Annotated in this window: 22 protein-coding genes; 12 read left to right on the plus strand and 10 right to left on the minus strand. The window is 74.5% G+C overall.

Annotation, left to right across the window (positions count from 1 at the left end):
* Positions 1 to 19: 19 nt before the first annotated feature.
* The 3 genes from ACWIZO_RS04350 to ACWIZO_RS04360 form a co-directional block, all read right to left on the minus strand.
* Entirely contained in the window at positions 20 to 1,189 is a 1,170-nt protein-coding gene (locus ACWIZO_RS04350) for a zinc-dependent alcohol dehydrogenase (protein WP_448641294.1), read from the minus strand.
* Positions 1,186 to 1,656, minus strand: a complete 471-nt coding sequence (locus tag ACWIZO_RS04355; protein ID WP_448641295.1) for a hypothetical protein — start codon at positions 1,654 to 1,656, stop codon at positions 1,186 to 1,188. The genes ACWIZO_RS04350 and ACWIZO_RS04355 overlap by 4 nt, the downstream gene beginning before the upstream one ends.
* A 76-nt stretch (positions 1,657 to 1,732) precedes the next feature.
* On the minus strand, positions 1,733 to 4,030 hold the full coding sequence (locus tag ACWIZO_RS04360; protein ID WP_448641296.1) for a putative bifunctional diguanylate cyclase/phosphodiesterase: 2,298 nt from the start codon (positions 4,028 to 4,030) through the stop codon (positions 1,733 to 1,735).
* A 125-nt stretch (positions 4,031 to 4,155) separates the two neighbouring features.
* Here ACWIZO_RS04360 and ACWIZO_RS04365 point away from each other — a divergent pair, with 125 nt between their 5' ends.
* Complete coding sequence (locus ACWIZO_RS04365) at positions 4,156 to 5,949, plus strand: acyl-CoA dehydrogenase (RefSeq protein WP_448641297.1); 1,794 nt, start codon at positions 4,156 to 4,158, stop codon at positions 5,947 to 5,949.
* Between the two features lie 51 nt (positions 5,950 to 6,000).
* On the opposite strand, the gene ACWIZO_RS04370 is transcribed toward ACWIZO_RS04365, so the two are convergent.
* Genes ACWIZO_RS04370 through ACWIZO_RS04380 form a run of 3 tightly spaced genes read right to left on the minus strand, consistent with a single transcriptional unit; the run spans position 6,001 to position 7,840 of the window.
* On the minus strand, positions 6,001 to 6,414 hold the full coding sequence (locus ACWIZO_RS04370) for a Rid family detoxifying hydrolase (protein WP_448641298.1): 414 nt from the start codon (positions 6,412 to 6,414) through the stop codon (positions 6,001 to 6,003).
* On the minus strand, positions 6,411 to 7,184 hold the full coding sequence (locus ACWIZO_RS04375) for an IclR family transcriptional regulator (RefSeq protein WP_448641299.1): 774 nt from the start codon (positions 7,182 to 7,184) through the stop codon (positions 6,411 to 6,413). The genes ACWIZO_RS04370 and ACWIZO_RS04375 overlap by 4 nt, the downstream gene beginning before the upstream one ends.
* Positions 7,181 to 7,840 carry a PfkB family carbohydrate kinase gene (locus ACWIZO_RS04380; protein WP_448641300.1) on the minus strand — a complete coding sequence of 220 codons (660 nt, stop codon included), beginning with the start codon at positions 7,838 to 7,840 and terminating at the stop codon, positions 7,181 to 7,183. Before ACWIZO_RS04380 ends, ACWIZO_RS04375 begins: the two co-directional genes overlap by 4 nt.
* Here ACWIZO_RS04380 and ACWIZO_RS04385 point away from each other — a divergent pair.
* Positions 7,815 to 8,156, plus strand: coding sequence for a GntT/GntP/DsdX family permease (locus tag ACWIZO_RS04385; protein WP_448641301.1), 342 nt, complete (start codon positions 7,815 to 7,817; stop codon positions 8,154 to 8,156). The genes ACWIZO_RS04380 and ACWIZO_RS04385 overlap by 26 nt on opposite strands.
* 74 nt (positions 8,157 to 8,230) lie before the next feature.
* Here ACWIZO_RS04385 and ACWIZO_RS04390 read toward each other — a convergent pair whose 3' ends face one another.
* Positions 8,231 to 8,392, minus strand: a complete 162-nt coding sequence (locus tag ACWIZO_RS04390) for a hypothetical protein (RefSeq protein WP_448643021.1) — start codon at positions 8,390 to 8,392, stop codon at positions 8,231 to 8,233.
* Between the two features lie 237 nt (positions 8,393 to 8,629).
* Between ACWIZO_RS04390 and ACWIZO_RS04395 the strand changes: the two genes are divergently transcribed.
* Together ACWIZO_RS04395 and ACWIZO_RS04400 are read left to right on the plus strand one after the other, a co-directional pair.
* Complete coding sequence (locus ACWIZO_RS04395) at positions 8,630 to 10,108, plus strand: MFS transporter (protein WP_448641302.1); 1,479 nt, start codon at positions 8,630 to 8,632, stop codon at positions 10,106 to 10,108.
* 102 nt (positions 10,109 to 10,210) lie between these two features.
* A complete protein-coding gene (locus ACWIZO_RS04400; RefSeq protein WP_448641303.1) occupies positions 10,211 to 11,257 on the plus strand; it encodes a YihY/virulence factor BrkB family protein in 1,047 nt (348 codons plus the stop codon).
* A 108-nt stretch (positions 11,258 to 11,365) separates the two neighbouring features.
* Here the strand turns inward: ACWIZO_RS04400 and ACWIZO_RS04405 are convergent, their stop codons facing one another.
* Positions 11,366 to 12,073, minus strand: coding sequence for a hemerythrin domain-containing protein (locus ACWIZO_RS04405; RefSeq protein ID WP_448641304.1), 708 nt, complete (start codon positions 12,071 to 12,073; stop codon positions 11,366 to 11,368).
* 147 nt (positions 12,074 to 12,220) lie between these two features.
* Between ACWIZO_RS04405 and ACWIZO_RS04410 the strand changes: the two genes are divergently transcribed.
* Positions 12,221 to 13,402 (plus strand): acyl-CoA dehydrogenase family protein, encoded by a 1,182-nt coding sequence (locus tag ACWIZO_RS04410; RefSeq protein WP_448641305.1) that lies wholly within the window; start codon positions 12,221 to 12,223, stop codon positions 13,400 to 13,402.
* A 58-nt stretch (positions 13,403 to 13,460) separates the two neighbouring features.
* On the opposite strand, the gene ACWIZO_RS04415 is transcribed toward ACWIZO_RS04410, so the two are convergent.
* Positions 13,461 to 14,360 carry an ABC transporter substrate-binding protein gene (locus ACWIZO_RS04415; protein WP_448641306.1) on the minus strand — a complete coding sequence of 300 codons (900 nt, stop codon included), beginning with the start codon at positions 14,358 to 14,360 and terminating at the stop codon, positions 13,461 to 13,463.
* A gap of 121 nt (positions 14,361 to 14,481) precedes the next feature.
* Here ACWIZO_RS04415 and ACWIZO_RS04420 point away from each other — a divergent pair, with 121 nt between their 5' ends.
* The 7 genes from ACWIZO_RS04420 to phaZ all read left to right on the plus strand — a co-directional run bounded on the left by ACWIZO_RS04420 (position 14,482) and on the right by phaZ (position 21,988).
* The gene (locus ACWIZO_RS04420; protein ID WP_448641307.1) at positions 14,482 to 16,236 is read left to right on the plus strand and encodes a phosphatase PAP2 family protein; all 1,755 of its coding nucleotides are present in this window, start codon (positions 14,482 to 14,484) and stop codon (positions 16,234 to 16,236) included.
* A complete protein-coding gene (locus tag ACWIZO_RS04425; protein ID WP_448641308.1) occupies positions 16,233 to 16,838 on the plus strand; it encodes a hypothetical protein in 606 nt (201 codons plus the stop codon). The genes ACWIZO_RS04420 and ACWIZO_RS04425 overlap by 4 nt, the downstream gene beginning before the upstream one ends.
* Positions 16,835 to 17,938: a lysylphosphatidylglycerol synthase transmembrane domain-containing protein gene (locus ACWIZO_RS04430; RefSeq protein WP_448641309.1), complete on the plus strand. Its 1,104-nt coding sequence runs from the start codon at positions 16,835 to 16,837 to the stop codon at positions 17,936 to 17,938. The genes ACWIZO_RS04425 and ACWIZO_RS04430 overlap by 4 nt, the downstream gene beginning before the upstream one ends.
* Positions 17,935 to 18,555: a phosphatase PAP2 family protein gene (locus ACWIZO_RS04435; protein WP_448641310.1), complete on the plus strand. Its 621-nt coding sequence runs from the start codon at positions 17,935 to 17,937 to the stop codon at positions 18,553 to 18,555. Before ACWIZO_RS04430 ends, ACWIZO_RS04435 begins: the two co-directional genes overlap by 4 nt.
* A complete protein-coding gene (locus ACWIZO_RS04440) occupies positions 18,555 to 19,205 on the plus strand; it encodes a phosphatase PAP2 family protein (protein ID WP_448641311.1) in 651 nt (216 codons plus the stop codon). The genes ACWIZO_RS04435 and ACWIZO_RS04440 overlap by 1 nt, the downstream gene beginning before the upstream one ends.
* Before the next feature lie 160 nt (positions 19,206 to 19,365).
* Positions 19,366 to 21,123 (plus strand): PHA/PHB synthase family protein, encoded by a 1,758-nt coding sequence (locus ACWIZO_RS04445; RefSeq protein ID WP_448641312.1) that lies wholly within the window; start codon positions 19,366 to 19,368, stop codon positions 21,121 to 21,123.
* Between the two features lie 25 nt (positions 21,124 to 21,148).
* A complete protein-coding gene (gene phaZ, locus ACWIZO_RS04450) occupies positions 21,149 to 21,988 on the plus strand; it encodes a poly(3-hydroxyalkanoate) depolymerase (protein ID WP_448641313.1) in 840 nt (279 codons plus the stop codon).
* Between the two features lie 15 nt (positions 21,989 to 22,003).
* On the opposite strand, the gene ACWIZO_RS04455 is transcribed toward phaZ, so the two are convergent.
* Positions 22,004 to 23,380 (minus strand): neutral zinc metallopeptidase, encoded by a 1,377-nt coding sequence (locus ACWIZO_RS04455; RefSeq protein WP_448641314.1) that lies wholly within the window; start codon positions 23,378 to 23,380, stop codon positions 22,004 to 22,006.
* Positions 23,381 to 23,435 lie beyond the last annotated feature (55 nt).

The raw sequence follows: 23,435 nt of genomic DNA on the forward strand, positions 1-23,435 counted from the left end.
GTGGGCGGCCGCAGGTGGGTCAGGGCGTGAACACGGCCCGGACGCAGCCGTCCTCCTTGTCCTTGAACATGCGGTAGCCGCGCGCCGCGTCCTCCAGCGGCATGACGTGCGTGGCCAGGTGCTCGGTGACCAGCTCGCCGCGGCGCATGTGCTCGAGGATGCGCGGCGTGTAGCGCTGGCCGTGCACCTGCGCGCCGCGCAGGGTGAGCCCCTTGTTCATCGCCGCACCGAGCGGGAACTTGTCCACCGGGCCGGCGAAGACGCCGAGGACGAAGACAGTGCCGCCCTTGCGGCAGGCCGTGATCGCCTCGCGGACGGCGCTCGGCCGGTCGGTCTGCAGCCGCAGCTGCTGCTTGGCCTGGTCGTAGAGGCCGTGGACGCCGGGGCTGTGCGCCTCCATGCCGACCGCCTCGATGCAGACGTCGGGCCCGCGGCCGCCGGTGCGCTCGCGCAGCTCGGCCAGCACGTCGGTGGCCGAGTAGTCGATGACCTCGGCACCGACGTGCTGCTGCACCTGCGCCAGCCGCTCGGGGAACCGGTCGATCACGTACACCTGCTCGGCGCCGAGCAGCATCGCCGCCCGCGCGGCCATCTGCCCGACCCCGCCGGCGCCCCAGACGGCCACCGTGTCACCGGGCTTCGTCCCGGCCATGTCCGCGCCCATCCACCCGGTGGAGACCGCGTCGGAGGCGAACAGCGCCCGCTCGTCGCTGACCTCGTCGGGGATCACGAAGCTGCCGACGTCGGCGTAGGGCACCCGGACGTACTCCGCGTGCGACCCGGCGTACCCGCCCATCGCGTGCGAGTAGCCGAAGCAGCCGCCGGGGCTCTGGCCCCACAGCCCCTCGGTGATCCCCGGGTTCGGGTTGCCGTTGTCGCACAGCGAGTACAGCTCCTGCCGGCAGTACCAGCACGAGCCGCAGGCGATGAAGGAGTTGACGACGACGCGGTCGCCGACGCGGCGGTCCCGGACGCCGGGGCCGATCTCCACGACCTCGCCCATGAACTCGTGGCCCAGCACGTCGCCCGCCCGCATCGCGGGGATGTAGCCGCCGAGCAGGTGCAGGTCCGAGCCGCAGGTCGTCGTCCGGCGCACCCGCAGGATTACGTCGTGGTCGTTGAGGATCTGCGGGTCTGGGACGGTCTCGACCGACACCTCGTTCACGCCGGTCCAGGTCGCGGCCCTCACAGCACACCCTCCCGCGGAGCCGCCTGTGCGGCGCCCTCCAGTGCAGCACCCTGCGGGGTGGCCGCGCGCCTCCCGTGCGGCTGCGGGTCCACCCGCAGCACCTCGCCGACCTCGAGCAGCGCCTTGGCCTCGCGCAGCGCGGCGCGCAGGTCGCCCACTTCGTCCTCGGAGGGCGTGCCGCGGTACCGGGCGGCCAGCTCGGCGCCGCGGTCGCCCGGAGCCGCGGTCACGCGCACCTCGATGCGGTCGCCGAGCGCGGCCAGCGGCGGCAGGGCCGTGGCCTCGACGTCGGCGGGGTCGCGCAGCACGGTCACCGCCCGCCAGCGGCGGGCGGCGCGCTCCGGGTCGTCGGTCACCGACGCCTGGCCGACCCCGGGGAGACGGACGTGCTGCACGCGGCTGAGAGCTGCCGCGCCGAACTCCGAGGCGAGTCCGGTCAGCCGGCTGAGGATGGGAGGTGGAGGCACGACACGCCCTTTCGACGGGTCCCCTGCGGTACCCCTGCCCGCACCCGGGCCAACCGCGCCCGCGGCGCCCCGCCGCTCAGGCCGGCGACAGGGTCGCACTCACCTCGCCGCTCCCGTGCCGCGTCCTGAGCCACTCGGTGAGCTCGGCGCCGGCCATGGGGCGCGCCCAGTGGAAACCCTGGACGACGTCGCAGCCGAGACGGGCCAGCGCCTGGTGGGTGTCGAGGTCCTCGACGCCCTCCGCGACGACGGTGAGCCCGAGGTTGTGGCCGAGGTCGATCGAGGACCGCACCAGCACCGCGTCGTTGTCGTTGTCCTGCATGTCCATGACGAACGAACGGTCGATCTTGAGCTCGTCGACGGGGAGCCGCCGGAGGTAGGACATCGACGAGTACCCAGTGCCGAAGTCGTCGATGGAGATCGACACGCCCAGCTGCCGGAGCTCGGTCAACGCGGCGAGCGCCCGGGACGGGTCGGCCATGATGGTGCTCTTGGTGAGCTCCAGTCGCAGCAGCCGGGCGGGCACGTCGCGGCGTCGGAGCATCTCCGCCACCAGACGGGGCAACTCGAGCTCCACCAGACACCGCGGTGACAGGTTGACCGCGACCTGGAGCTCGTAGCCGGCCTGCGCCCACCGACCTCCCTGGGCCAGCGCCAGCTCCAGGGTGTGCAGGGTGAGCGGCACGATCAGGCCGGTGCCCTCGGCCAGCGGGATGAACTCCGCCGGCGGGACCAGGCCGCGCTCCGGGTGCTCCCACCGGACCAGCGCCTCGACCCCGTGGACAGCGGACCCGTCCATGTCGACCTTGGGCTGGAAGTGCAGCACGAACTCGTCCTGCTGCAAGGCGCGGCGCAGGTCCCCGAGCAGCGCCAGCCGGCCGAGGCTGTTGACGTCGAGTGCGGGGTCGTAGACCGCGACCTCGCGCTTGTTCTCCTTGGCCTCGTACATCGCCACGTCCGCCGCCCGCAGCAGCTCGTTGGCGTCGGACCCGTGCTGGGGGGCGAGTGCCACCCCGACGCTCGCGTCGACCGAGAGGCTGACCCCGTCGACGACCAGTGGCTCGTGGAGCGCGCGCAGGCTCTTCTCGGCCAGCGTGCGGGCCGCGGTGGCGCCCGCGACGTCGGGCAGCACGACGGCGAACTCGTCACCGCCCAGCCGGGCCACGGTGTCCGAGGCCCGGAACGACCGCCGGAGGCGCTCGGCGACGGCGGTCAGCAACCGGTCGCCGTAGTGGTGGCCGAGGGTGTCGTTGACCTCCTTGAAGCGGTCCAGGTCGATCAGGAGGACCCCGACGGTCGTCCCGCGCCGCATGCCCATCAGCAGCGCCTGCTCCAGCCTGTCGGTCAACAGCCTCCGGTTGGGCAACCCGGTCAGCTCGTCGGAGAGGCCGGCCTCCCGGATCCTGCGGTTGCCGACCCGCTGGCTGAGCCCCGCGACGGCGAGCAGGCCGACGGCGGCGAGCGCTACCGCGACGGGAGCCGGGCCGACGGACTGCCACCACGCCACCGAGCCCAGCGGGGCCGTGACGACGACGGCCCACGAGTTGAGGTTGTCCACGGAGACGGGGACCGGGGCGACGACGACCCGCTGGTCGTCCACCGTGACCCCCTCGCCCGCGGCACCCCCGGCGGTGAGGGCGCGCAGCCGCGCCGGGCCCAGCGCGGCCGGGCGCTCACCGCCGAGGACCTCCTGGCCGGTGGTCGTGTCCACGATCAGCACCCGGGAGCCGCCGACGGCCGGCTGCGGCCGGAAGCTCGCCAGCGTGACCTCGAAGTGCAGCAGTCCCCACACGTCACCGGTCGACGACACCATCGGGGTGCTGTTGGCGATGACCTGCCGCCCGGTGTCCGGGGACTGGTACGGAGCGGACTGGTACACCCTCCCGGCCGGCAGGCGCAGCGTGGGGGCGAAGAACGGGGTAGCGGCCTCCTCCGTCGAGAGGTCCTCGGCCGGGGCGACCCCGCCGTCCACGACGCGGGCCAGCTCGGTCCCCGTGTCGTCGATCAGGCACGCCTCGCTGATCCGTCCCGGGTACAGCGCCTCCAGGTGCGCCAGGGACCCACTGGCCTCGATGGAGGCGAGCCGTCCGGCGCGCGGCGCACCGGGGTGCCCGGGCTCGAACTGGCGGAGCGACGAGTCGTGGGCGAGCAGGAGCTCCACGCTCCGCGCCCGGTCGAAGTACTCGGTGAGGTCGCTGGCCGTGCTCGACGCCGACGACCGCAGCGCCGCGTCGAGGTCGTCGAGGGCCGCGTCCTGGCCCACGGTCACGGCGCTCGCCACCGCGACCCCCAGGAGCACCGTGCCCAGGAGCCCCGTGGCCGCGCGGAGTCCCCGCCCACCGTGGCGGGCGGGGATCCGACGTCGGGTGTCCATGACAGGAGGGTCGACCGGAGGGACGGCGGTCTTGAGGGCACGCCGGCGACGGCCGGAGGGTCTCACCCCGTCGGGTCTGGCGGAGCCTAGTGTGGCGACGTCCCCGTGCACCCTGGAGGCCCCTCGTGTCCCCCTCGCTCATCCTGTCCCGGCGCGACCTGGACTTCCTGCTCCACGAGTGGCTGGAGGTCGAGACGCTGACCAAGCGGGCCCGCTTCGCCGAGCACTCGCGGGAGACCTTCGACGCGGTGATGGACCTCGCCCAGGAGATCGCCACCGAGCACTTCGCGCCGCACAACCGCACGGCCGACGAGAACGAGCCGCGGTTCGTCGACGGCCGGGTGGAGATGATCCCCGAGGTCGCGCAGGCACTCGCGGTGTTCCGCGAGTCGGGGATCATGGCCGGCACCTTCGACGAGGAGTACGGCGGCATGCAGCTGCCGCAGACCGTCGGGCAGGCGGCCTTCGCCTGGTTCAAGGCGGCCAACGTCGGGACGTCGAGCTACCCGTTCCTGACCATGGGCAACGCGCGGCTGCTGCTCGCGCACGGCTCGCAGGAGCAGAAGGACACCTGGGTGCGGCCGATGCTCGAGGGCCGCTGGTTCGGCACGATGGCGCTCTCGGAGCCGCAGGCGGGGTCCTCGCTGGCCGACATCACCACCCGTGCCGAGCCGCAGGACGACGGCACGTACCGGCTGACCGGCAACAAGATGTGGATCTCGGCCGGCGACCACGAGCTGACCGAGAACATCGTCCACCTGGTGCTCGCCAAGATCCCCGGCGGCCCGCCCGGGGTGAAGGGCATCTCGCTGTTCGTCGTGCCCAAGGTGCTGGTGCGCGAGGACGGCTCGCTCGGCGAGCGCAACGACGTCGTCCTGGCCGGGCTCAACCACAAGATGGGCTACCGCGGGACGACGAACACCCTGCTCAACTTCGGCGAGGGCGTGCACACCCCCGGCGGGCGGGCCGGCGCCGTCGGCCACCTGGTGGGCGAGCCGCACAAGGGGCTCTCCTACATGTTCCACATGATGAACGAGGCCCGCATCGGCGTCGGGATGGGCGCGACCGTGCTCGGCTACACCGGCTGGCTGCACGCGCTGGAGTACGCCCGCACCCGCACCCAGGGCCGCTCGGCGAGCAGCAAGGACCCGTCCTCGCCGATGGTGCGGCTGGTCGACCACGCCGACGTGCGCCGCATGCTGCTGGCCGCCAAGAGCTACGCCCAGGGGGGCCTGGCGCTGGGCCTGTACTGCGCCCGCCTGGTCGACGAGGAGAAGACCGCCGAGACGCAGGAGGATCGCGAGCGGGCCCACCTGCTGCTCGACACGCTGACGCCGATCGCCAAGGCGTGGCCCTCGCAGTGGGGTCCGGTGGCCGACGACCTGGCCATCCAGGTGCACGGTGGCGCCGGCTACACCCGCGACTACCCGGTCGAGCAGTTCTACCGCGACAACCGGCTCAACCCGATCCACGAGGGCACCAACGGCATCCAGGCCCTCGACCTGCTCGGCCGCAAGGTCACCGTGCACGGCGGGGCCGGGCTGCGGCTGCTCGCCGAGACGATCGGCGCGACGACGCGGCGGGCGGCCGGCACGCCGTTCGCCGACCTGGCCGCCGACGTCGACGCCGCGCTCGCCCGGCTGGTCGCGGTGACCGGCACGCTGTGGGGCGCCGGCGACCCGGCGCTGGCCCTGGCCAACGCCAGCGCCTACCTCGACGCCGCCGGCCACACCGTCGTCGCCTGGCTGTGGCTGGAGCAGGCGCTGGCCACCCGGGACGAGACCAGCGACTTCCACGAGGGCAAGCGCGCGGCGGCGCGGTTCTTCCAGCGCTGGGAGCTGCCGAAGGTGCACACCTGGCTGGACCTGCTGGAGTCCCTGGACCGGACGGTTCTCGACACCTCCGACGCCCACCTCTGACCACCTCCGGACCGGCCGGGCCCCGAACCGACGCGGGGCCCGGCCGGCCGCTCAGCCGGTCACGGCGAGGGCGTCGATCTCGACGAGCATGACCTCGTGCGGCAGGTCGACGAACACCGTGGTCCGGGCGGGCAGCGCCCCGCTCGGCACGTGCTGGGCCACGAAGTCGGCGTAGACCTCGTTCATCTCCGCGAAGTGCTCGCGGCGGGTGAGGTAGACGCGCAGCATGACGACGTCCTCCAGCCCGGCCCCACCGGCCTCCAGGACGGCACGGACGTTCTCCAGCGTGCGGCGGGTCTGCGCCCGGACGTCGCCGGCGCCGACGTACTCCCCGGTGGCGGGGTCGACCGCCCCCTGGCCGGACACCTGCAGCAGACCGCCCCTGCGCACGCCCTGGCTGAACGTGTGGGCCGGGGCCGGCGCGCGGTCGGTGCGGACGACGGTCTTCGGGGCCGTGTCGGTCATGCGGTGCGTCCTCTCGTCGTGTCGGACCGGGGCTGCCAGCCGCAGTCCCGGGAGATGCGCTCGGTGACGGTCAGCAGCGAGGGCACGAGCTCGACCAGCCGGTCGTAGGGCAGCACGATGTCCGGCACGGAGACCGACACCGCCGCCACGGCGCGACCCGACGCGTCCCGGACGGGTGCGCCGATGCAGTTGATCGAGGGCTCGTTCTCCTCGCGGTCGTGGGCCCAGCCCTGCTCGCGCACCCGCGCCAGTTCCGCGAGGTAGCCCTCCCGCGTGGTGATGGTGTGCGGCGTCGCCCGGGCGAAGGTCACCGCCGCGAGCACCGCCTCGAGCTCCGCGGGCGGGAGGTCGGCGACCAGCACCTTCCCGGCCGCGGTGGAGTGGACCGGGCCGCGCAGCCCGATCCGGGAGGCCATCCGGACGTGGTCGTGCGACTCCAGCTTGTCGATGTAGACGATCTCGGCGCCGGAGAGCTCGGAGAGGTGGGTCGTACGGCCGTGCTGCCGGTTGAAGGCCGCCAGGTGCGGCGCGGCGATGCTCCGGACCTCCCGCTGCTCCAGCCCGCGGCTGGCGAGCTCGAACACCTGCGAGCCGAGGTGGTAGCGGTGCTGCCCGTCGCGGAACACGAAGTGCTCCTCGGCCAGCGTGCGGAGCAACCGGAGCACGGTCGTCTTGTGCACCCCGACGGCGGTCGCCAGCTGGTCGAGCGTGGCGGGACCCTCACCGAGGTGCTCGAGCACCTGCAGCGCCCTGCCCAGGCTCTGGCTCATCGCGCTCCTTGCGCTCGGAGCGGCGTCCCGAGGCCCGCCGCGCTGACCCTGATCCTCGCCCAGTCGTCGTCCGAGGCGTCGAGCAGCGGGTCGAGGACGGCGTCCGGCGGAGGCTGCGCCGAGTCGCCGGGCACGGTCAGCACGGCGGCGGCGCCCAGGTGACCGCGGCGCAGGCACCGGACCACCGGCTCCCCGCGGACGACGCCGGTGAGCAGGCCGGCGGCGAAGGCGTCGCCCGCACCCACGGGCTCGACCACCTCCACCTGCAGCGCGGGCTGGTCGACCACGGCCCCGTCCCGGCGCACCGCCACCGCCCGGCGGGCGCCGTCCTTGACGACGATCCAGTGCGGGTGCGGGAGCAGGCGGCGCAGGGTGGCGGGGTCGTCGGTGCCGAAGACCCGCTCGGCCTCGTCCCCGCCGACCAGCACCACGTCGGCCCGGCCGGCCAGCTCGGCCACCGCGGCGGTGTCCCCGGTGGGCCACATCTGTTCCCTCCAGTTGACGTCGACGCTGAGCAGCCCGGTCCGGGGCCGCTGCGCGAGCTCGCGCACCAGCGCGGCGCAGGAGTCCGGGGCGTTCTTCGGCGCGGTGCTGCGCGCCACCGGGGTGGGCGAGGCGCTGGCGGGGTCGATGACCGCCGGGGGGCTCCCCGTCATCCTGGCCGCCTACCTGATCAGCTCCGCGCTGCGCCTGGCCCAGGGGTCGGCGACGGTCGCGATCGTCACGACGGCCGGGATCATCCAGCCGCTGGTCGCCGCGGGCGGCTACTCGCAGGCCCAGATCGCGCTCATCGTCATCGCCGTCTCGGCCGGGTCCATCATCGCGAGCCACGTCAACGACGGCGGGTTCTGGATCGTGGCGAAGTACTTCAACATGTCGGTGAAGGACACCCTGAAGACGTGGACCGTGCTCGAGACCATCCTCTCGGTGGTGGGCTTCCTCATGGCGAGTCTCGTCTGGCTGGTCGTCTAGCGGTCCGCCCTCCCCCGGACAGCACGGCGCCCCGCGACTCCGGACAGGAGGCGCGGGGCGCAGGAGGTCCTTCCTCAGGCGGCGCGGGCCCCCACCGGCTCGGCGGCCCGGGCGGGAGCCGGCGAGGCCGCGGCCCGCTGCTCGCGCTCGTAGCGCGCGGTCGTCGAGGTGCCCATCGCGATCACCAGTCCGGTCAGGACGAGGAACCCGACCAGGGCGACAGCTGGCCACAACACCATCTCGAACGTCCCCTTGCTCTCCGTCTCGCAGCCGCGGATCCGGAACCCGCCGGCATCGTCAGAGTCTCCAATCCCCCGTCCGACACCGTCTCAACCATCATCGGTGCTGTTCACCTGCCGTTCGGTGACCGTTCTCACTCGCCGGGGTGGGGCCGACCCGGCCGGGCTGCCGCCGCGGGCACGTGGTGTCATCGGACCGTGCCCGCCGGTCCCGGAACCCCCCGTACCGGCGCCGTGTCCACCCCGACGCCGACGCGCCCCGCCCTGCTCGTCCTCGCCCTGTCGCTGGCCGTGACGACGCTGTCGCTGCTGCAGAGCCTCGTGGTCCCCGTCCTCGGCCCCATCGGCGAGCAGCTCGGCGTCTCCTCCGCGGCTGCCGGGTGGGTGCTGACCGCCAACCTGCTGGCCGCCGCCGTCCTCACGCCGGTGCTCGGCCGGCTCGGCGACACCCGCGGCGAGCGGCCGGTGATCCTCGGCATCCTGGCCGCCGTCGCGCTGGGCACCCTGCTGGCCATCGTCACCCGGTCGCTGCCGCTGCTGATCGTGGCCCGCGTGCTGCAGGGCTCCTCCTACGGGCTGTTCCCGCTGTCGATCAGCGTGCTGCGGCGGGAGCTGCCGCCGGAACGGCTGAGCGTGGCGATGTCCGTCGTGAGCAGCACGCTCGGCGTCGGCGGCGTCGTCGGGCTGGTGGCGGCCGGGCTGCTCACCGGCGACGGCGGCGACTACCACCGGCCCTTCTGGATCGGCCTGGGCGTGGCGCTGGTGTCGCTGGCGCTGGCCGCCGTCCTGCTGCCCCGCCGCCCGGCGACGGCCACCGGCGGGGTCGACTGGGGCGGGGCCGTCGTGCTGGGCATCGGGTTGGTCCTGCTGCTCCTGCCGGTCTCTCAGGGCAACGGCTGGGGCTGGACCTCCCCCACCACGCTCGGCTGCGCGGCCGCGGCGGTCGCCGTCCTGGGCGGGTGGGTGCTGCTGCAGCGCAGGCGCGCGCAGCCCCTGGTGCGCCCGGCGCTGCTGACCGACCCGCGGATGCTGGTGCCCAACCTGGCCGGGCTGCTGACCGGTGTCGGGCTGTTCGTCTCCTTCCTCGCCGTCATGCAGTACGTGCAGACGCCGCCCTCGGCCGGCTACGGCTTCGGCGCCGCGGTGCTCGAGGCCGCCGTCGTCTACCTCCTGCCCGGCGGCGTGGTGGGCATCCTGCTGGCGCCGGTGGCGGGCACGGTCGTGGACCGGCTCGGTCCCCTGCCGACGCTGCTCAGCGGGGCGGCCGCCGGTGTCGCCGGCTTCGCCGTGTTCGCGCTGGGCCGGTCGCAGCCCTGGCTGGTCGTCACCGCGGGGCTGCTCAGCCAGGTCTGGGTCACCGTGGTCTACGCGGCGCTGCCGACCCTGGTCGTCCGGGCGGTCCGGCGCAGCGAGACCGGGGTGGCCAACGCGGTCAACTCCATCGCGCGCTCGCTGGGCCAGGCGGTCGGCAGCACGCTCACCGTCGCGCTGCTGGGCGCCGCGCTGGACCCGACCACCGGCTTCCCCCGCGCGTCGGCGTTCACCGAGGTGGCGGTGCTCGGCACGGCGGCCGCCGCCGGCGTCGCGCTGGTCAGCCTCGCGGGGATGGTGCAGGCCCGTCGCCGCGGCCCGGGCGACCCCGACGACCTGGCCGACGTCGAGCACGCGACCGCGCGCGCCGGCGAGTGGTCGCCGGTCTCGGGCATCCGCTGAGGTCCCCGGGCGCGACGCGCCCGGTGATCACGGGGCTGCATGGAAGCGGTCCGTCCGGGGAACCGATCACCCGATCCGCACCCCCTGCACCGGAGGACGACGATGGCCCGTTCCCACGGCTCCCGCGCCGCGAGCACCGAGGAGTCGAAGCAGGCACGGTTCTCCGGCAACAGCGCCGGCGACCCCGCGCCGCACGACGACAAGATCAACTCGACCCGCTTCGACAACGCGCCGCGCGGGACCGACACCAAGCCCACCTTCTTCGGCACGGTCAAGCGGACGGTGAAGGAGTTCAGCGAGGACAACCTCACCGACTGGGCGGCGTCGCTCACCTACTACGGCGTCCTCGCGCTCTTCCCGGCGCTGATCGCGCTGACCTCGATCGTGGGCCTGCTGACGACCCCGCAGCAGCTCACCGACGCGCTGACCACCGTCGTCCCCGCGAGCGCCGCGGACACCCTGGGCCCGGTCATCGAGCAGGTCGCCGGCAGCCAGAGCACCGCCGGCCTCGGCCTGGTCATCGGTCTGGTCGGTGCGATCTGGTCGGCGTCGGGCTACGTGGGCGCCTTCACCCGCGCCTCGAACGTCGTCTACGAGACGCCCGAGGGCCGCAAGATCTGGAAGCTCAAGCCGCTGCAGCTGCTGGTCACCCTGATCGGCATCCTGTTCGCCGCCGTCATCGTGGCGATGCTGGTGCTCAGCGGCCCGGTGGTGGAGGCCATCGGCTCGGCCATCGGCCTGGGCAGCACCGCGCTGACGGTGTGGAACGTCGCCAAGTGGCCGGTGATCCTCGTGATCCTCGCGTTGATGATCGCCGTCCTCTACTACTCGACGCCGAACGTCAAGCTGCGCGGGTTCCGCTTCATCAGCCCCGGCGCCGGCGTGGCGATCCTGGTCGCGGTCGTGGCCTCGGCCGCCTTCGCGTTCTACGTCGCCAACTTCGGCAGCTACAACAAGACCTACGGCGCGCTGGCCGGCGTGGTCGTGTTCCTGATCTGGTTCTGGCTGATCAACCTGGCGCTGCTGTTCGGCATCGAATTCGACGCCGAGAAGGAGCGGACCAAGGAGCTGCAGGAGGGCGTCCCGGGGGCGGAGAAGGAGATCCAGCTCGACGCCCGTGCCGAGCCCAAGCCCCGCAACACCAACTGAGGACGGACCTCCCTGCCCCCCGCCGCACGCTCCGCGCGCCACGGGCCCCTGCAGGGAGGCCGGGCGAGGGCGTCCTCCTGAGCACGGGAGGGCGCCCTCGCCGTGCGTTCAGCGGGCGGTGGGCGGGCCGTCGCCGCGGCGGGCCGGCGGGGTCCGCTCGACGACGGCGGCCACCGCGGCCAGCCCGCGGCTGACCACCGTCCCGGCCGGCGCCAGCGGGCCCGGCACCCGGCGGACGACGGCGTCGACGAGGTCGCGGCTGCGGTCGAGCAGCGACAGCGGCAGGCCCGACAGGGCGTTGCCGGGCGGCCGGCGGGACACCGTGGGGTGCGGGCGGGTCGGTGCGACCCGCCGGACCAGCGCCCACTGCCGGCCCAGGCGGCGCAGCTCGGCTGCCTCGAGGCGCTCCTGCAGCCGCGGGAGCAGCAGGTCCTCCTCGTCGCGGACGTCCTCCTGCAGCACCTCGACGAGCCGGGCCAGCCGCTGCGCGCGCCGGGGGTCGTCGTGCGCCAGCGACTCGAGCTCCGCCCCCAGCTCGTTGACCTCCTGGTGCTCGGTCTCGATGCGGCGGGTGAGCTCGTCGCCGTCGGTCAGCACCCGACGGATGACCGGCCACAGGACGGTCTCCTCGGCGAAGGCGTGGCTGAACACCAGCCGGTCGATGCGGGTGAGCACCTCCTCCTGGGCGCGGCCGGTGCTGCCGTCGAGCTCGCGCAGGAGCCCGTCGAGCCGCTCGTGGTCGTCGCGCTGGCGCACCAGCACGCTGCCGGAGCCGCCCAGCTCCTCGTCGGTCTGGTCGGCGATCGATCGGGGCACGAGGCCCTCCTCCGGGTCGTGCGGACGGAACCCGGGGTTCCTGCCCGGATCCGTCCGCCCACATGCCCGGGCGCCGGTTGTGCCGCCGGTCACCGGGTAGGGCGGGCGGACGGGACGCCGTCGTCCCCGCCGTGAGGAGGCAGACCCGTGGGTGACCGGACCGCCGTGACGTCGGACTTCTACGAGCTCGAGGCGCTGCTCGACGACCAGGACCGCGAGACCCTGCACCGTGTCCGCGCGTTCATGGACGAGCAGGTCGAGCCGATCATCAACGAGTACTGGACCCGCGCCCAGTTCCCGCGCCAGCTGATCCCCGGGATCGCCGAGCTGGGCATCGCCGGCGCCCAGTACTCCGGGTACGGCTGCCCCGGCCGCTCGTCGCTGTTCGACGGCATGGTCTCGATGGAACTGGGCCGCGGCGACCCCTCGGTGGCCACCTTCATGGGCGTCCACGGCGGCCTGGCCATGGGCACGCTGCAGCTGTGCGCCTCCGACGAGCAGAAGGAGCGCTGGCTCCCGGCGATGGCGCGCATGGAGCTGATCGGCGCCTTCGGCCTCACCGAGCCCGAGCACGGCTCCGACGTCGCCCGCGGCATTCAGACCACGGCCCGCCGGGACGGTGACGAGTGGGTGCTCGACGGGCAGAAGAAGTGGATCGGCAACGGCAGCTTCGCCGACCTGGTGGTCATCTGGGCGCGCGACGTCGACACCGACCGGGTGCTCGGCTTCGTCCTCGAGCAGCCCACCCCCGGGTTCAGCGCGGTCGACCTCGAGGACAAGATCGCGCTGCGCGCGGTGCAGAACGCGCTGATCACCCTCGACGGCGTCCGGGTGCCCGAGGAGAACCGGCTGCAGAACGCCAACAGCTTCCGCGACACCGCCAACGTGCTGCGGGCGACCCGGGTCAGCGTGGCGTGGTCGGCGGTGGGCTGCTCGCGCGGCGCCTACGAGCACGCGCTGCGCTACGCCCTGGAGCGCGACCAGTTCGGCCGGTCGATCACCTCCTTCCAGCTCGTGCAGGACCTGCTGTTCCGGATGCTGGGCAACATCACCGCCTCGGCCGCGCTGTGCGCCCGGGCCTCCCAGCTGCAGGACTGCGGGATGCTGCGCGACGAGCACGCCTCGATGGCGAAGGGCTACTCCACGATGCGCATGCGCGAGACCGTCGGCTGGGCGCGCGAGCTGATGGGCGGCAACGGCATCCTGCTGGAGAACCACGTGGGCCGGTTCGTGGCCGACGCCGAGGCGATCTACTCCTACGAGGGCACCCGCGAGGTCAACAGCCTCATCGTCGGCCGCGCGATCACCGGCACCAGCGCCATCACCTGATCGAGGACCCCCGCGCCCCCCACCACTCGCGAGCTCGCGGCGGGGGGCGCGGGGGCCGTCAGCGGCCGTCCCACCACTGGGCGGCGGCCTCGGCCGGGGTGCGGCCGTCGATGGCCACGGCCCGGTTGAGCCGGATCAGGTCGAACGTCGTGAGCTGGGCGCTGACCGCGTCGAGCGCCGTGCGCAGCCGCTCGCCGGCCCGCTCGAGCACCGCCGTCCGCACGACGGGCACCACGTTCTCGCGCGGCTGCAGCGACCGGTCGTCGCGCAGCAGCAGCAGCGAGGCGTCGAGGAGGTGGGCGTCGGTCGTCTCCAGCATGCCGACGTCGACCTGCCCGGTGAGCAGCGCCTCGACCGTGGCCGCGCGCGACGGCATGCTGCGGACGGCGGCGAACTCCAGGCCGTAGACCTCGCGCAGGCCGGGCAGGCAGAAGCGCCGCTCGGCGCACTCGGGCGGTCCGCCGAACACCAGCCCGGGAGCCACCGCGGCCAGCTGCGAGAGCGTGGTCATCCCGTGCTGCTCGGCGAGGTCGGTGAGGACGACGAAGCCGTTCTGGTCCTCGGCCGCCGCGGCGGCGGTCACGGTCATCCCCCGCGGCGCGAGGTCGCGCGCCAGCTCGTCCCGCAGGACGGCCGGGTCGGTGCTGCTCGACCCGGCGCCGGGCTCCAGGAACTCCGACGCGGTGCCGAGGTAGTCGACGACGACGTCGACCACGCCCTGCTCCACCGCCGGGAGGACCACCTCCCGGGTGCCGATGCCGTGCTCGACCGACACCGCCAGCCCGGCCCGGCGCAGCCCCTCGGCGTACACCTCCGCCAGCGTCTGGTTCTCGGGGAAGTCGTAGGAGGCGACGCGGACGACGTCCTCCGCCGCCGGGGCGGGGTCGGCGGGCGTGTCGCCGCACCCGCACACGGCCAGCGTCAGGAGCAGCACGGCGGCGAGCACTCGGCCCCGCATCGCAGACCCCCTCCAGGAGGCGGCGCCCCGCGGTGGAGCTGCCCGGGGAGGGCCACGCTAGCCCGCGCACGGGACCAAGGTCGATGGTCTCGCGGACGCATCGGGTGCAGCATCGGCGGGCATGGCGGCTACGACAGGGACGCCGGCGGCGCAGGTGCCCGCACCGCGGGCCCCCGCGGCGCCGGCCTCGGCGGTGGCAGGCGTCCGTCGCCCCGACCCACCGCCGATCCAGCGCGTCCACCGCCGCCGCCGGCCCTCCGGTGAGCCGCCGCCGCTGCCGCGGCACCTCAACGCCTCCGGCAAGTGGTGGCTGGGCCTCAGCGCCGTCGTGCTCGTCAGCTGGGTCGTCGTGCTCGCCACCGGCAGCGTGGCGTTCTTCGACCTGGTCGACACCCGGGTCCTGCAGGCGATCGGCACGATCCGCTCCCCCGGGCTCACCGAGGTCGCCGAGGTGGCCGGTGTCCTCGCCACCGGCCGGGCGATCCACGTGCTGTGGGTGGTCGACCTGGTCGTCCTGGCCGTCTTCCGGCGCTGGCGGCACCTGTTCGTGTGGCTCGGCGTCGGCATCGTCGTCATCCACACCGCCGCCACCGTGGCCTCGGCGCTGCAGCGGCCGCGGCCCTACGAGGTGGCGGTGCTGGGCCCCTGGTCGGGGTTCTCCATGCCGTCGGTGCCGATGACCGTCCTGGCCACCCTGCTGGTCAGCACCCTGTACTCGCTGGTCCCCGCGGGGCGCCCGCGCAGCACCGGCAAGTGGGTGGTCTGCGGCCTGCTGGTGGTGACCGCCGCCTCGCGGCTCTACCTGGCCCAGGACCACCCGACCGACGTCCTCGCCGGCGTCGTCCTGGGGGTGGCGGCCCCGCTGGCCGCGTTCCGGATGCTGACGCCGAACGAGGTGTACCCGGTCGTCTACCGGCGCGGCAGCCCGGCGCACCTGGACGTCTCGGGGGCGCGCGGGGAGGCGATCGTCCGGGCGCTGCAGGACCAGCTGGGGCTGGTGGTCACGGCGGTCGCGCCCTTCGGCCTGGCCGGGTCGGGCGGCTCCACCCCGCTGAAGATCACCGTCAAGGCCCCCGACGCCGCGGAGCAGGACGAGAGCTGTGTCTTCGGCAAGCTCTACGCCGCCACGCACGTCCGCTCCGACCGCTGGTTCAAGCTCGGCCGCACGCTGCTCTACGGCCGGCTGGAGGACGAGAAGCCCTACCACAGCGTCCGCCGGCTGGTGCAGTACGAGGACTACGTGCTGCGGCTGCTCTCCGACGCCGGGCTCCCCGTCCCGCACCCGCTGGGGATCGTGGAGATCACCCCGGAGCGCGAGTACCTGCTGGTCGCCGAGTTCCTCCAGGGCGCCCGCGAGATCGGCGACCCCGAGACGGTCGTGGACGACGGCGTCATCGACCAGGGCCTGGCCGTCGTCCGGCGGCTGTGGGAGGTCGGCGTGGCCCACCGCGACATCAAGCCGGCCAACGTGATGGTGCGCGACGGCACGCTGTTCCTCATCGACTCGGCCTTCGCCGAGGTGCGGCCCAGCCCGTGGCGGGAGGCCGTGGACCTGGCCAACATGATGCTGGTCCTGGCGCTGGCCACCGACGCCGAGCGGGTGTACGCCCGGGCCCGGGTGTACTTCTCCGACGAGGAGATCGCCGAGGCGTTCGCGGCCACCCGCGGGCTGACCATGCCCTCGCAGCTGCGCCGGATGCTGCGGGCGCAGGGCCGCGACCTGCACGCGGAGTTCCTCCGGCTGCTGCCCTACCGGCTGCCGCCCGTGCGCATCCAGCGGTGGACCTGGCGCCGCGTCGGGCTGAGCCTGGTCACCGGGCTGGCGCTGCTGCTCGCCGTCGCCGTCGGGGTCGGCCTGCTCGGGTCGCCGCTGTGAGCCGGTCCCGGCGCACCGCCGCGGCGGTCGTCCTGCTCACCGCGGCGCTGTCGGCCGCCGCCTGCGGCGGCGGCAGCACCAGCGTCAGCGACGAGCTGCCGGCGTGCGCGAGCGGGGACGACGCGACCGCGGCCCACGGCGTCGTCCTCATGGCGCAGGCGGTGCCGACGGCGGCCTGGGTGCCGTGCGTGGAGAGCGTGCCCGTGGGCTGGACCTTCGCCGGCCTCGACGCGCACTCCGGCGGCGCGCGGTTCTGGCTGGACTCCGACCGCGACGGCGCGCACGCCATCGAGGTGGCCCTGGACGCCGGCTGCGACACCGGCGGGGCGACCGAGATCCCCAGCGAGCGGGAGGACCTGCGCCGCTTCGAGCGGGTGACCCAGGTGACCCCGCAGTACCACGGCCGGCGCTACTACGTCTTCGACGGCGGCTGCACCACGATCACCTTCCGGCTCACCGGGGAGAACCGGGGCGAGCCCCTCGCGCTGGCCACGCAGAGCCTCGGCGTCGTCAGCCGCGAGGAGCTCGCCGGGCAGGTCCACCAGGAGAGCGGCGGCCGGCTGCAGCTCGACCCGCCCGCCGACCAGGGAGGCCCGGCATGACCGCCGTCACACCGCAGGCCGCGCCCACCCGGCCGCCGAGGGGGAGGCCCCTGTGGCGGCGCGTCGTGCCCCCGCTGCTCTCCCTCGTCCTGGTCGCCGCCGTCTTCTTCTGGTTCCTGCCGCAATTCACCAGCCTGTCCGACGTCTGGTCCGCCGTGGCGGCCATGACCTGGGCCGAGCTGGCGCTGCTGGGGATCGCCACGCTGTGGAACCTGGCCACCTACCAGTTCGTGATGGTCGTGACCATGCCCGGCCTGCGGCTGCGGGAGGCCACGGTCTCGACGCTGACCACGACCGCCGTGTCGAACACCGTGATCGGCGGCGCGGCCATCTCCCTCGGGCTGACCTACGGCATGAACTCCTCGTGGGGCTTCTCCCGCTCCCGGACGTCGGTGATGCTGCTGCTGTCGGGGCTGTGGAACAACTTCGCCAAGCTGGCGCTGCCGGTGCTCGCCCTGTCTCTGCTGGCCCTCACCTCCACGCCGACCACCGGCCGGCTCCTCGCCGGTCTGGCCGGGGTGGCCGGGCTGGTCGCCGCCGTGGTCCTGCTGGGCCTGCTGCTGCGCAGCCGGGAGAGCGCGGCCCGGATCGGCAGGGGCGCGGGCCGGGTGGCCTCGGCCGTCCTGCGGCCGCTCGGCCGGCCGCCCGTGCACGGCTGGGACCTCGCGACGACGAAGTTCCGCGACCGGACGGCGCTGCTGCTGCGCGCCCGCTGGCACTGGCTGACCCTCGCGACCGTGGTCAGCCAGCTCTCGCTGTTCCTCGTCCTGGTGGTCGCGCTGCGCGCCGTGGGCGTCACCGCCGCGCAGGTCGGCGTCGTGGAGGCGCTGGCGGTCTTCGCCTTCGCCCGGCTGCTGACCGCCGTCCCCTTCACCCCGGGCGGGCTGGGCGTCATCGAGCTGGCGCTCATCACCGGTCTCTCCGCGGCCGGCGGCGACCGGGCCCTGGTGGCGGCGGCGGTGCTGGTCTTCCGGGCGCTCACCTACGTGCTGCCCATCCCGCTGGGACTGGGCACCTACGTGTTCTGGCGGCAGAACCGCTCGTGGCGGCGGGAGCCCAACACGGCACCGCGCACGGAGCTGGTGCCGGAGACGGTGTGAGCGGACCAGCGGTCAGGCCGCGCACGATCACGCGGCGGGGCCACGACGCCGTCCTGGCCGCGGTCGGCGCCGCCGTGCTCGTCCTGGCCGCGCTCCCGGTCGAGCGGACGTCGGTACCCGCGGCCGAGACGGCGGTGTTCCGGGCGGTCAACGGCGTCGACGTGCTCCCGTTCGTGCTCGTCTGGCCGGTGATGCAGCTGGGCAACGTCCTGGTGGTGCCCGCCAGCGCGCTGGTCGCCGCCGCGCTGCGCCGCTGGCGGCTCGCGGCGGGGCTGCTGCTGGCCGGGATCGGCACCTACCTCGCGGCCAAGGTGGTCAAGGACGTGGTGGTGCGGGGCCGGCCCGCCGGCCTGCTCGACGACGTCGTCGTCCGCGGGGCCGCCGCGCAGGGCCGCGGCTTCCTCTCCGGTCACGCCGCCGTCGTCGCCACCGTGCTGACCGTGGCCTGGCCGTGGCTGGGGCGCCGAGGGCGGATCGCCGGGGTCCTGCTCGCCGCGGCGGTGTGCCTGGCGCGCGTGCACGTGGCGGCGCACCTGCCGCTCGACGTCGTCGGCGGCGTGGGGCTCGGCCTGCTCGTGGGGGGACTGGTCCGTCTCCTGCTCGGGCGCCCGGGCTGATGCTGGTCGACTCCCGTCGCGGGTTGTGGGTCAGCGCGGCGCTGCTGGCCGGGGCCGGGGCCGTCGGCGTGCTGGTGGCCCTGCCGGCCACCCGCCCGGCGGTGCAGGCGGTGGACGACGCGGTGTGGGAGTGGGTCGGCGCGCACCGCAGCGGGCCGGCCACCGCGGTGGCGGTCGCGTTCTCCTGGCTGGGCAGCGCGTGGGTGAACTGGCCGCTGCGGGCCGCGGCGGTCCTGCTGCTGGCCTGGCGGCGGCACTGGGCCCGCGTGCTCGCGTTCACCCTCGCGGTGGTCAGCAGCGAGGCCGCGATCGGGCCGGTCAAGGCCGCCTTCGACCGCCCCCGTCCCCCGGGGTCGCTGATCGCGACGTCGGCGGCCTCGTTCCCCTCCGGGCACGCCATCGCCGGCGCGGTGACCGCGGTCGGGCTGGTGCTGGTGCTCGCGCCGCCGGGACCGGCCCGGTGGCGCTGGGAGGTGTGGGCGGTGGTGTTCTCCACCGTCATGGCGCTGTCGCGGGTGTACCTGCGCGCGCACTGGCTCTCCGACACCGTCGCCGGGGCGCTGCTGGGCGCCGGACTGGCCCTGGGGTGGCCCGCGCTCGTGACGGCCGTGCGCGACCGGCACGCCCGCGGGGCCCGGGCGTCCCCCTGAGCGGGACGCCCGGCCACCGGGCACCGGCACCGGAACGCACGTGTGCCCGGTCCCACCCGGCGGGTAGGGGCCCCTGCGGGGCGTCCGCCCCCCGCCGCAGGGAACCCCTGTGGTTGAGTGAACCGGCTCAGAGGCCTGCAGCGACACCAGGAGAACCGGGATGACCACCACTGCTCCCCGCCCCTCCGACGACTCACCGCGCCCGCGTCCCGCGCCCGTCCGCGACACCGGCTCGGCGGAGGCGCCGGAGGCGTCGGATGCGGTCATGGGGCTGGACATGGTGCTCGTCGACGGTGCGCGCGGCCCGCTGCGGCGGATGATCCCGCCGGCGCGGACCGTGGGCCGGCTCGGGGCCGCGCTGGTGCGCAAGCCCGACGTCGTGGCCCGCCGCTCCGGTGAGCTGGTCCGCGAGCTGGGCGGGATCCTCACCGGCCGCTCCGAGATCGCGCCCAACCCCAAGGACCGCCGCTTCGCCGACCCCGCGTGGGCGGGCAACCCGCTGCTCAAGCGGGTCATGCAGGCGCACATCGCGGCGGCGCAGACCGCGGCGGGGCTCGTCGAGGACGCCGACCTCGAGTGGCAGGACGACGAGCGCATCCGCTTCACCCTCACCAACGTCGTCGACGCGCTGGCGCCCAGCAACAGCCTGCTCAACCCGCTGCTGTGGAAGGCGGTCATCGACACCGGCGGCCGCAACGCCGTCAGCGGCGCGCGCCGGCTGGTCGGCGACCTGGCGTCCGCGCCGCGGGTGCCCTCGATGGTGGAGCCCGACGCCTTCACCGTCGGCGAGGACCTCGCCGTCACCCCGGGCGCGGTGGTCCTGCGCACGCCGGTGTTCGAGCTGATCCAGTACCGGCCGACGACCGAGACCGTGCGCAGCGTGCCGCTGGTGATCGTGCCCCCGACGATCAACAAGTACTACGTCACCGACCTCGCGCCCGGCCGCAGCATCGTCGAGCACTACGTGTCCGCCGGCCAGCAGGTCTTCATGATCAGCTGGCGCAACCCCGACGAGCGGCACGCCGACTGGGGCCTGGACGCCTACGGGCAGGCCGTCCTCGACGCGATGGACGCCGCGGAGAAGATCACCGGCAGCGACCGGGTGGCCCTGCAGGGCTTCTGCTCCGGCGGCATCATCCAGGCGATGGTGCTCGCCCACCTGGCGGCCACCGGCGCGCTGCAGCGGGTGGCCGCCTCCAGCTACGCCGTCACCGTCCTCGACTGGTCGCACGCCGGCACGATCGGCGCGCTCATGGACGAGGAGGCGGTGCGGGACGCCACCGAGAAGTCGCGGAAGAGGGGCTACCTCGACGGCGCCACGCTGGCCGAGGTGTTCGCCTGGCTGCGGCCCAACGACCTGGTGTGGAACTACTGGATCAACAACTACCTGCAGGGCAAGCCGCCGCCGGCCTTCGACATCCTCTACTGGAACGCCGACACCACCCGGATGACCGCGGCCCTGCACCGCGACTTCATCGACGTGTCGGTCGGCAACCTGCTGACGAAGCCGGGCGGGGCGACCATGCTCGGCTCGCCGGTCGACCTGTCCGCCGTCGACGTCGACGCCTACGTCACCGCCGGCATCGCCGACCACCTGTGCCCCTGGCAGTCCTGCTACCGCACGACGCAGCTGCTCGGCGGCCGCAGCCGGTTCGTCCTGTCCACCGCCGGCCACATCGCCTCGCTGGTCAACCCGCCGACCAACCCGAAGGCGTCGTTCCAGGCGGCCCCGCAGACCCCGGCCGACCCCGAGCAGTGGCTGGCCGCGGCGACGAAGGAGAAGGGCTCGTGGTGGCCCGACTTCATGACGTGGCTGGGCGAGCGGGCCGGCGACGAGGTACCCGCCCCGACCTCCCTGGGCAACGAGGAGCTGCCGCCGCTCACCGACGCGCCGGGGACGTATGTCTTCGACAAGTGAGGAGCCGGAGCCGCGGGGCCGCCTGGTGAACCCGGCCCTCGCGGCCCGGGCGGGCACCGGTGAGCTCGTCCGGTCGGTCACCGTCTCCGGCCGCACCCTGCGGGTCTCGGTGCGCCGGGGGGACGGGTCGGCGCCGCCGCTGCTGCTGATGAACGGCATCGGGGCGAGCCTGGAGGTCCTGCAGCCCTTCGTCGACGAGCTCGACCCGCGGCGGACGGTGGTCCGGTTCGACGTCCCCGGCGTCGGCGGCTCCCCGCGGCCCGTCGTCCCCTACGTGCTGGCCACGTTCACCCCGGTGCTGGCCGGAGTGCTCTGCGAGCTGGGGTACGACGAGCCGGTCGACGTCCTGGGGCTGTCCTGGGGCGGCGCGCTGGCGCAGCACTTCGCCGTCCAGCACCGCCGGCGCTGCCGCCGGCTGGTGCTGGCGGCCACCGGCACCGGCAGCCTGATGGTGCCCGCGCACCCGCGCGTGCTGGCCCGGATGCTGACCCCGCAGCGGCACCGCGACGCCCGCTACGCCGAGGAGGTCGCCGCGACGCTCTACGGCGGCACGGTCCGCACCGACCCGGCGATGGCGGCCCGCGTGCTGCACTCGGCCAGCCGGCTGGGGCCGCGGCGCGGCTACTACTACCAGCTGGCAGCCAGCGCCGGGTGGAGCAGCCTGCCGTTCCTGTCGCTCATCCGGCAGCGCACGCTGGTGGTCGCCGGCGACGACGACCCGATCATCCCGGTGGTCAACGCCAGGATCCTGGCCCGGGGCATCCCCCGCGCGCAGCTGCACCTCTACTCCGGCGGGCACCTGGCGCTGGTCACCGAGGCCGCGGAGCTGGCCCCGGTGGTCGAGCGCTTCCTCGACGCGGACTGAGACGCGGACCGACGGTCAGAGGCCGCAGGCGCTCCCGCCGTCGACGAACCCCTGCCGGAAGGAGTCGACGAGCTCGAACCCGGACAGCCCCGACCCCGGGACGACGGTCGGCTCGGTGGCGTACCGCAGCAGCACCACCGCGGCCTCGTCGACGTCCCCCGGGGAGATGGCCGGCACCGGCCCGTCGACGTGCCCGAGGCGCAGCTCGCGGGCCAGCCAGCCCACGGCGCACACCGAGGCGGTGACCGCGGCCGCGTCGTCGACCGGCAGTCCGCGCTGCCCGCGCACCGCCGTGGCGTAGGGCAGCCCCAGCAGCGTCGTCACGGCGAAGTCGCCGACGTCCTCGTAGGCCGGCTGCAGCAGGCCGGCGGCGTCGTAGCGGACCGAGTCGTCCTCGCTGCACCACTGCAGGTCCCGCTCGACGCCGGCGCCGCCGCAGACCGGCCCCGGCCCGTCGGCGGCCCGGACGTCGGGGACGTCGAGCCGCCCGCCCAGCGGCGCGGTGCTGGGGAAGCCGCGGGTGAGCGCCTGGTCCCAGAACGCGGCCAGCAGGTCGCCGCTGCCGGAGACGACGTCGCCGTAGGGCAGGTCACCGCCGTCGGCCGCCTCCCCCGGGCCGAACTCCTCCTCGGTGAAGACGCGCGAGGCGTCGAAGGCGGCGCAGGTCCGCGGGCCCTCGGCGTAGCCCTCCTGGAAGGCGGAGAGCTGGTCGAACAACAACCCGTGCGCGTCCTCGGCGTCCGGTGAGGTACCGACGGCGTCGCCGAAGTAGAGGTAGCCGAGCAGGTAGGGGTCGAGCTCCTCCGGCCGGACGGAGGAGTGGGCGGCCCTGCCGTCGACCACCCACCGGGTCCAGCCGCCGGCGAAGCACTCGGCCTGCGTCTCGGCGACGATCGACGGGTCGGCCAGCCCGGCCTGCTCCTGCACGGCGTGGCCGATCTCGTGCGCCATGACCTCGGCGACGACGAAGGGCCCGTAGTCGTCGGCCAGCCGGGCCAGCCACGCGCGGTCGTAGACGACGACGTCGTCCTCGCTGCAGTAGGAGGCGTTCTCGGCCAGGTCGTCGACGTCGTCGGAGAAGCACGGGCCGCCGGGCAGGTCGCCGGGGTCGGTCTCGTCGGGGTCGATCGACCAGAACCCCCCGTCGACCGCCCCGAACTCCCCGCCGTAGAGCCGCGGGTAGGTCCGGTCCCAGTACGCGAGGACGTCGGCGATGGCGTCGCGCGCGACCCGGTCGGTCCCGTCGCCCGTCTCGGCGAGGTGCACGCGCAGGCCGGCGTCGGTGCGCGCGCCACCGACCGGGGACGCCGTCCCGGCGACCGCGGTGGTGCACCCGCCGAGGGCCAGGGTCGCGGCGAGGAGCGCCCCGGCGGCGGGGCGGCGGACGCGCACGCGGGCTCCTCCGGGTCGGACGGCGGGCTCGGACGGCGTCCGGCTCGGGGACAGC

The organism is Geodermatophilus sp. URMC 63, assembly GCF_053502565.1.

Bases quoted from the DNA above. Each gene is read 5' to 3' on its own strand.
- ACWIZO_RS04400 (WP_448641303.1), top strand. From the start codon at position 10,211: ATGGCCCGTTCCCACGGCTCCCGCGCCGCGAGCACCGAGGAGTCGAAG.
- ACWIZO_RS04420 (WP_448641307.1), top strand. From the start codon at position 14,482: ATGGCGGCTACGACAGGGACGCCGGCGGCGCAGGTGCCCGCACCGCGG.
- ACWIZO_RS04360 (WP_448641296.1), bottom strand. From the start codon at position 4,030: ATGGACACCCGACGTCGGATCCCCGCCCGCCACGGTGGGCGGGGACTC.
- ACWIZO_RS04415 (WP_448641306.1), bottom strand. From the start codon at position 14,360: ATGCGGGGCCGAGTGCTCGCCGCCGTGCTGCTCCTGACGCTGGCCGTG.
- ACWIZO_RS04440 (WP_448641311.1), top strand. From the start codon at position 18,555: ATGCTGGTCGACTCCCGTCGCGGGTTGTGGGTCAGCGCGGCGCTGCTG.
- ACWIZO_RS04430 (WP_448641309.1), top strand. From the start codon at position 16,835: ATGACCGCCGTCACACCGCAGGCCGCGCCCACCCGGCCGCCGAGGGGG.
- ACWIZO_RS04375 (WP_448641299.1), bottom strand. From the start codon at position 7,184: ATGAGCCAGAGCCTGGGCAGGGCGCTGCAGGTGCTCGAGCACCTCGGT.
- ACWIZO_RS04380 (WP_448641300.1), bottom strand. From the start codon at position 7,840: ATGACGGGGAGCCCCCCGGCGGTCATCGACCCCGCCAGCGCCTCGCCC.
- ACWIZO_RS04370 (WP_448641298.1), bottom strand. From the start codon at position 6,414: ATGACCGACACGGCCCCGAAGACCGTCGTCCGCACCGACCGCGCGCCG.
- ACWIZO_RS04445 (WP_448641312.1), top strand. From the start codon at position 19,366: ATGACCACCACTGCTCCCCGCCCCTCCGACGACTCACCGCGCCCGCGT.
- ACWIZO_RS04385 (WP_448641301.1), top strand. From the start codon at position 7,815: ATGACCGCCGGGGGGCTCCCCGTCATCCTGGCCGCCTACCTGATCAGC.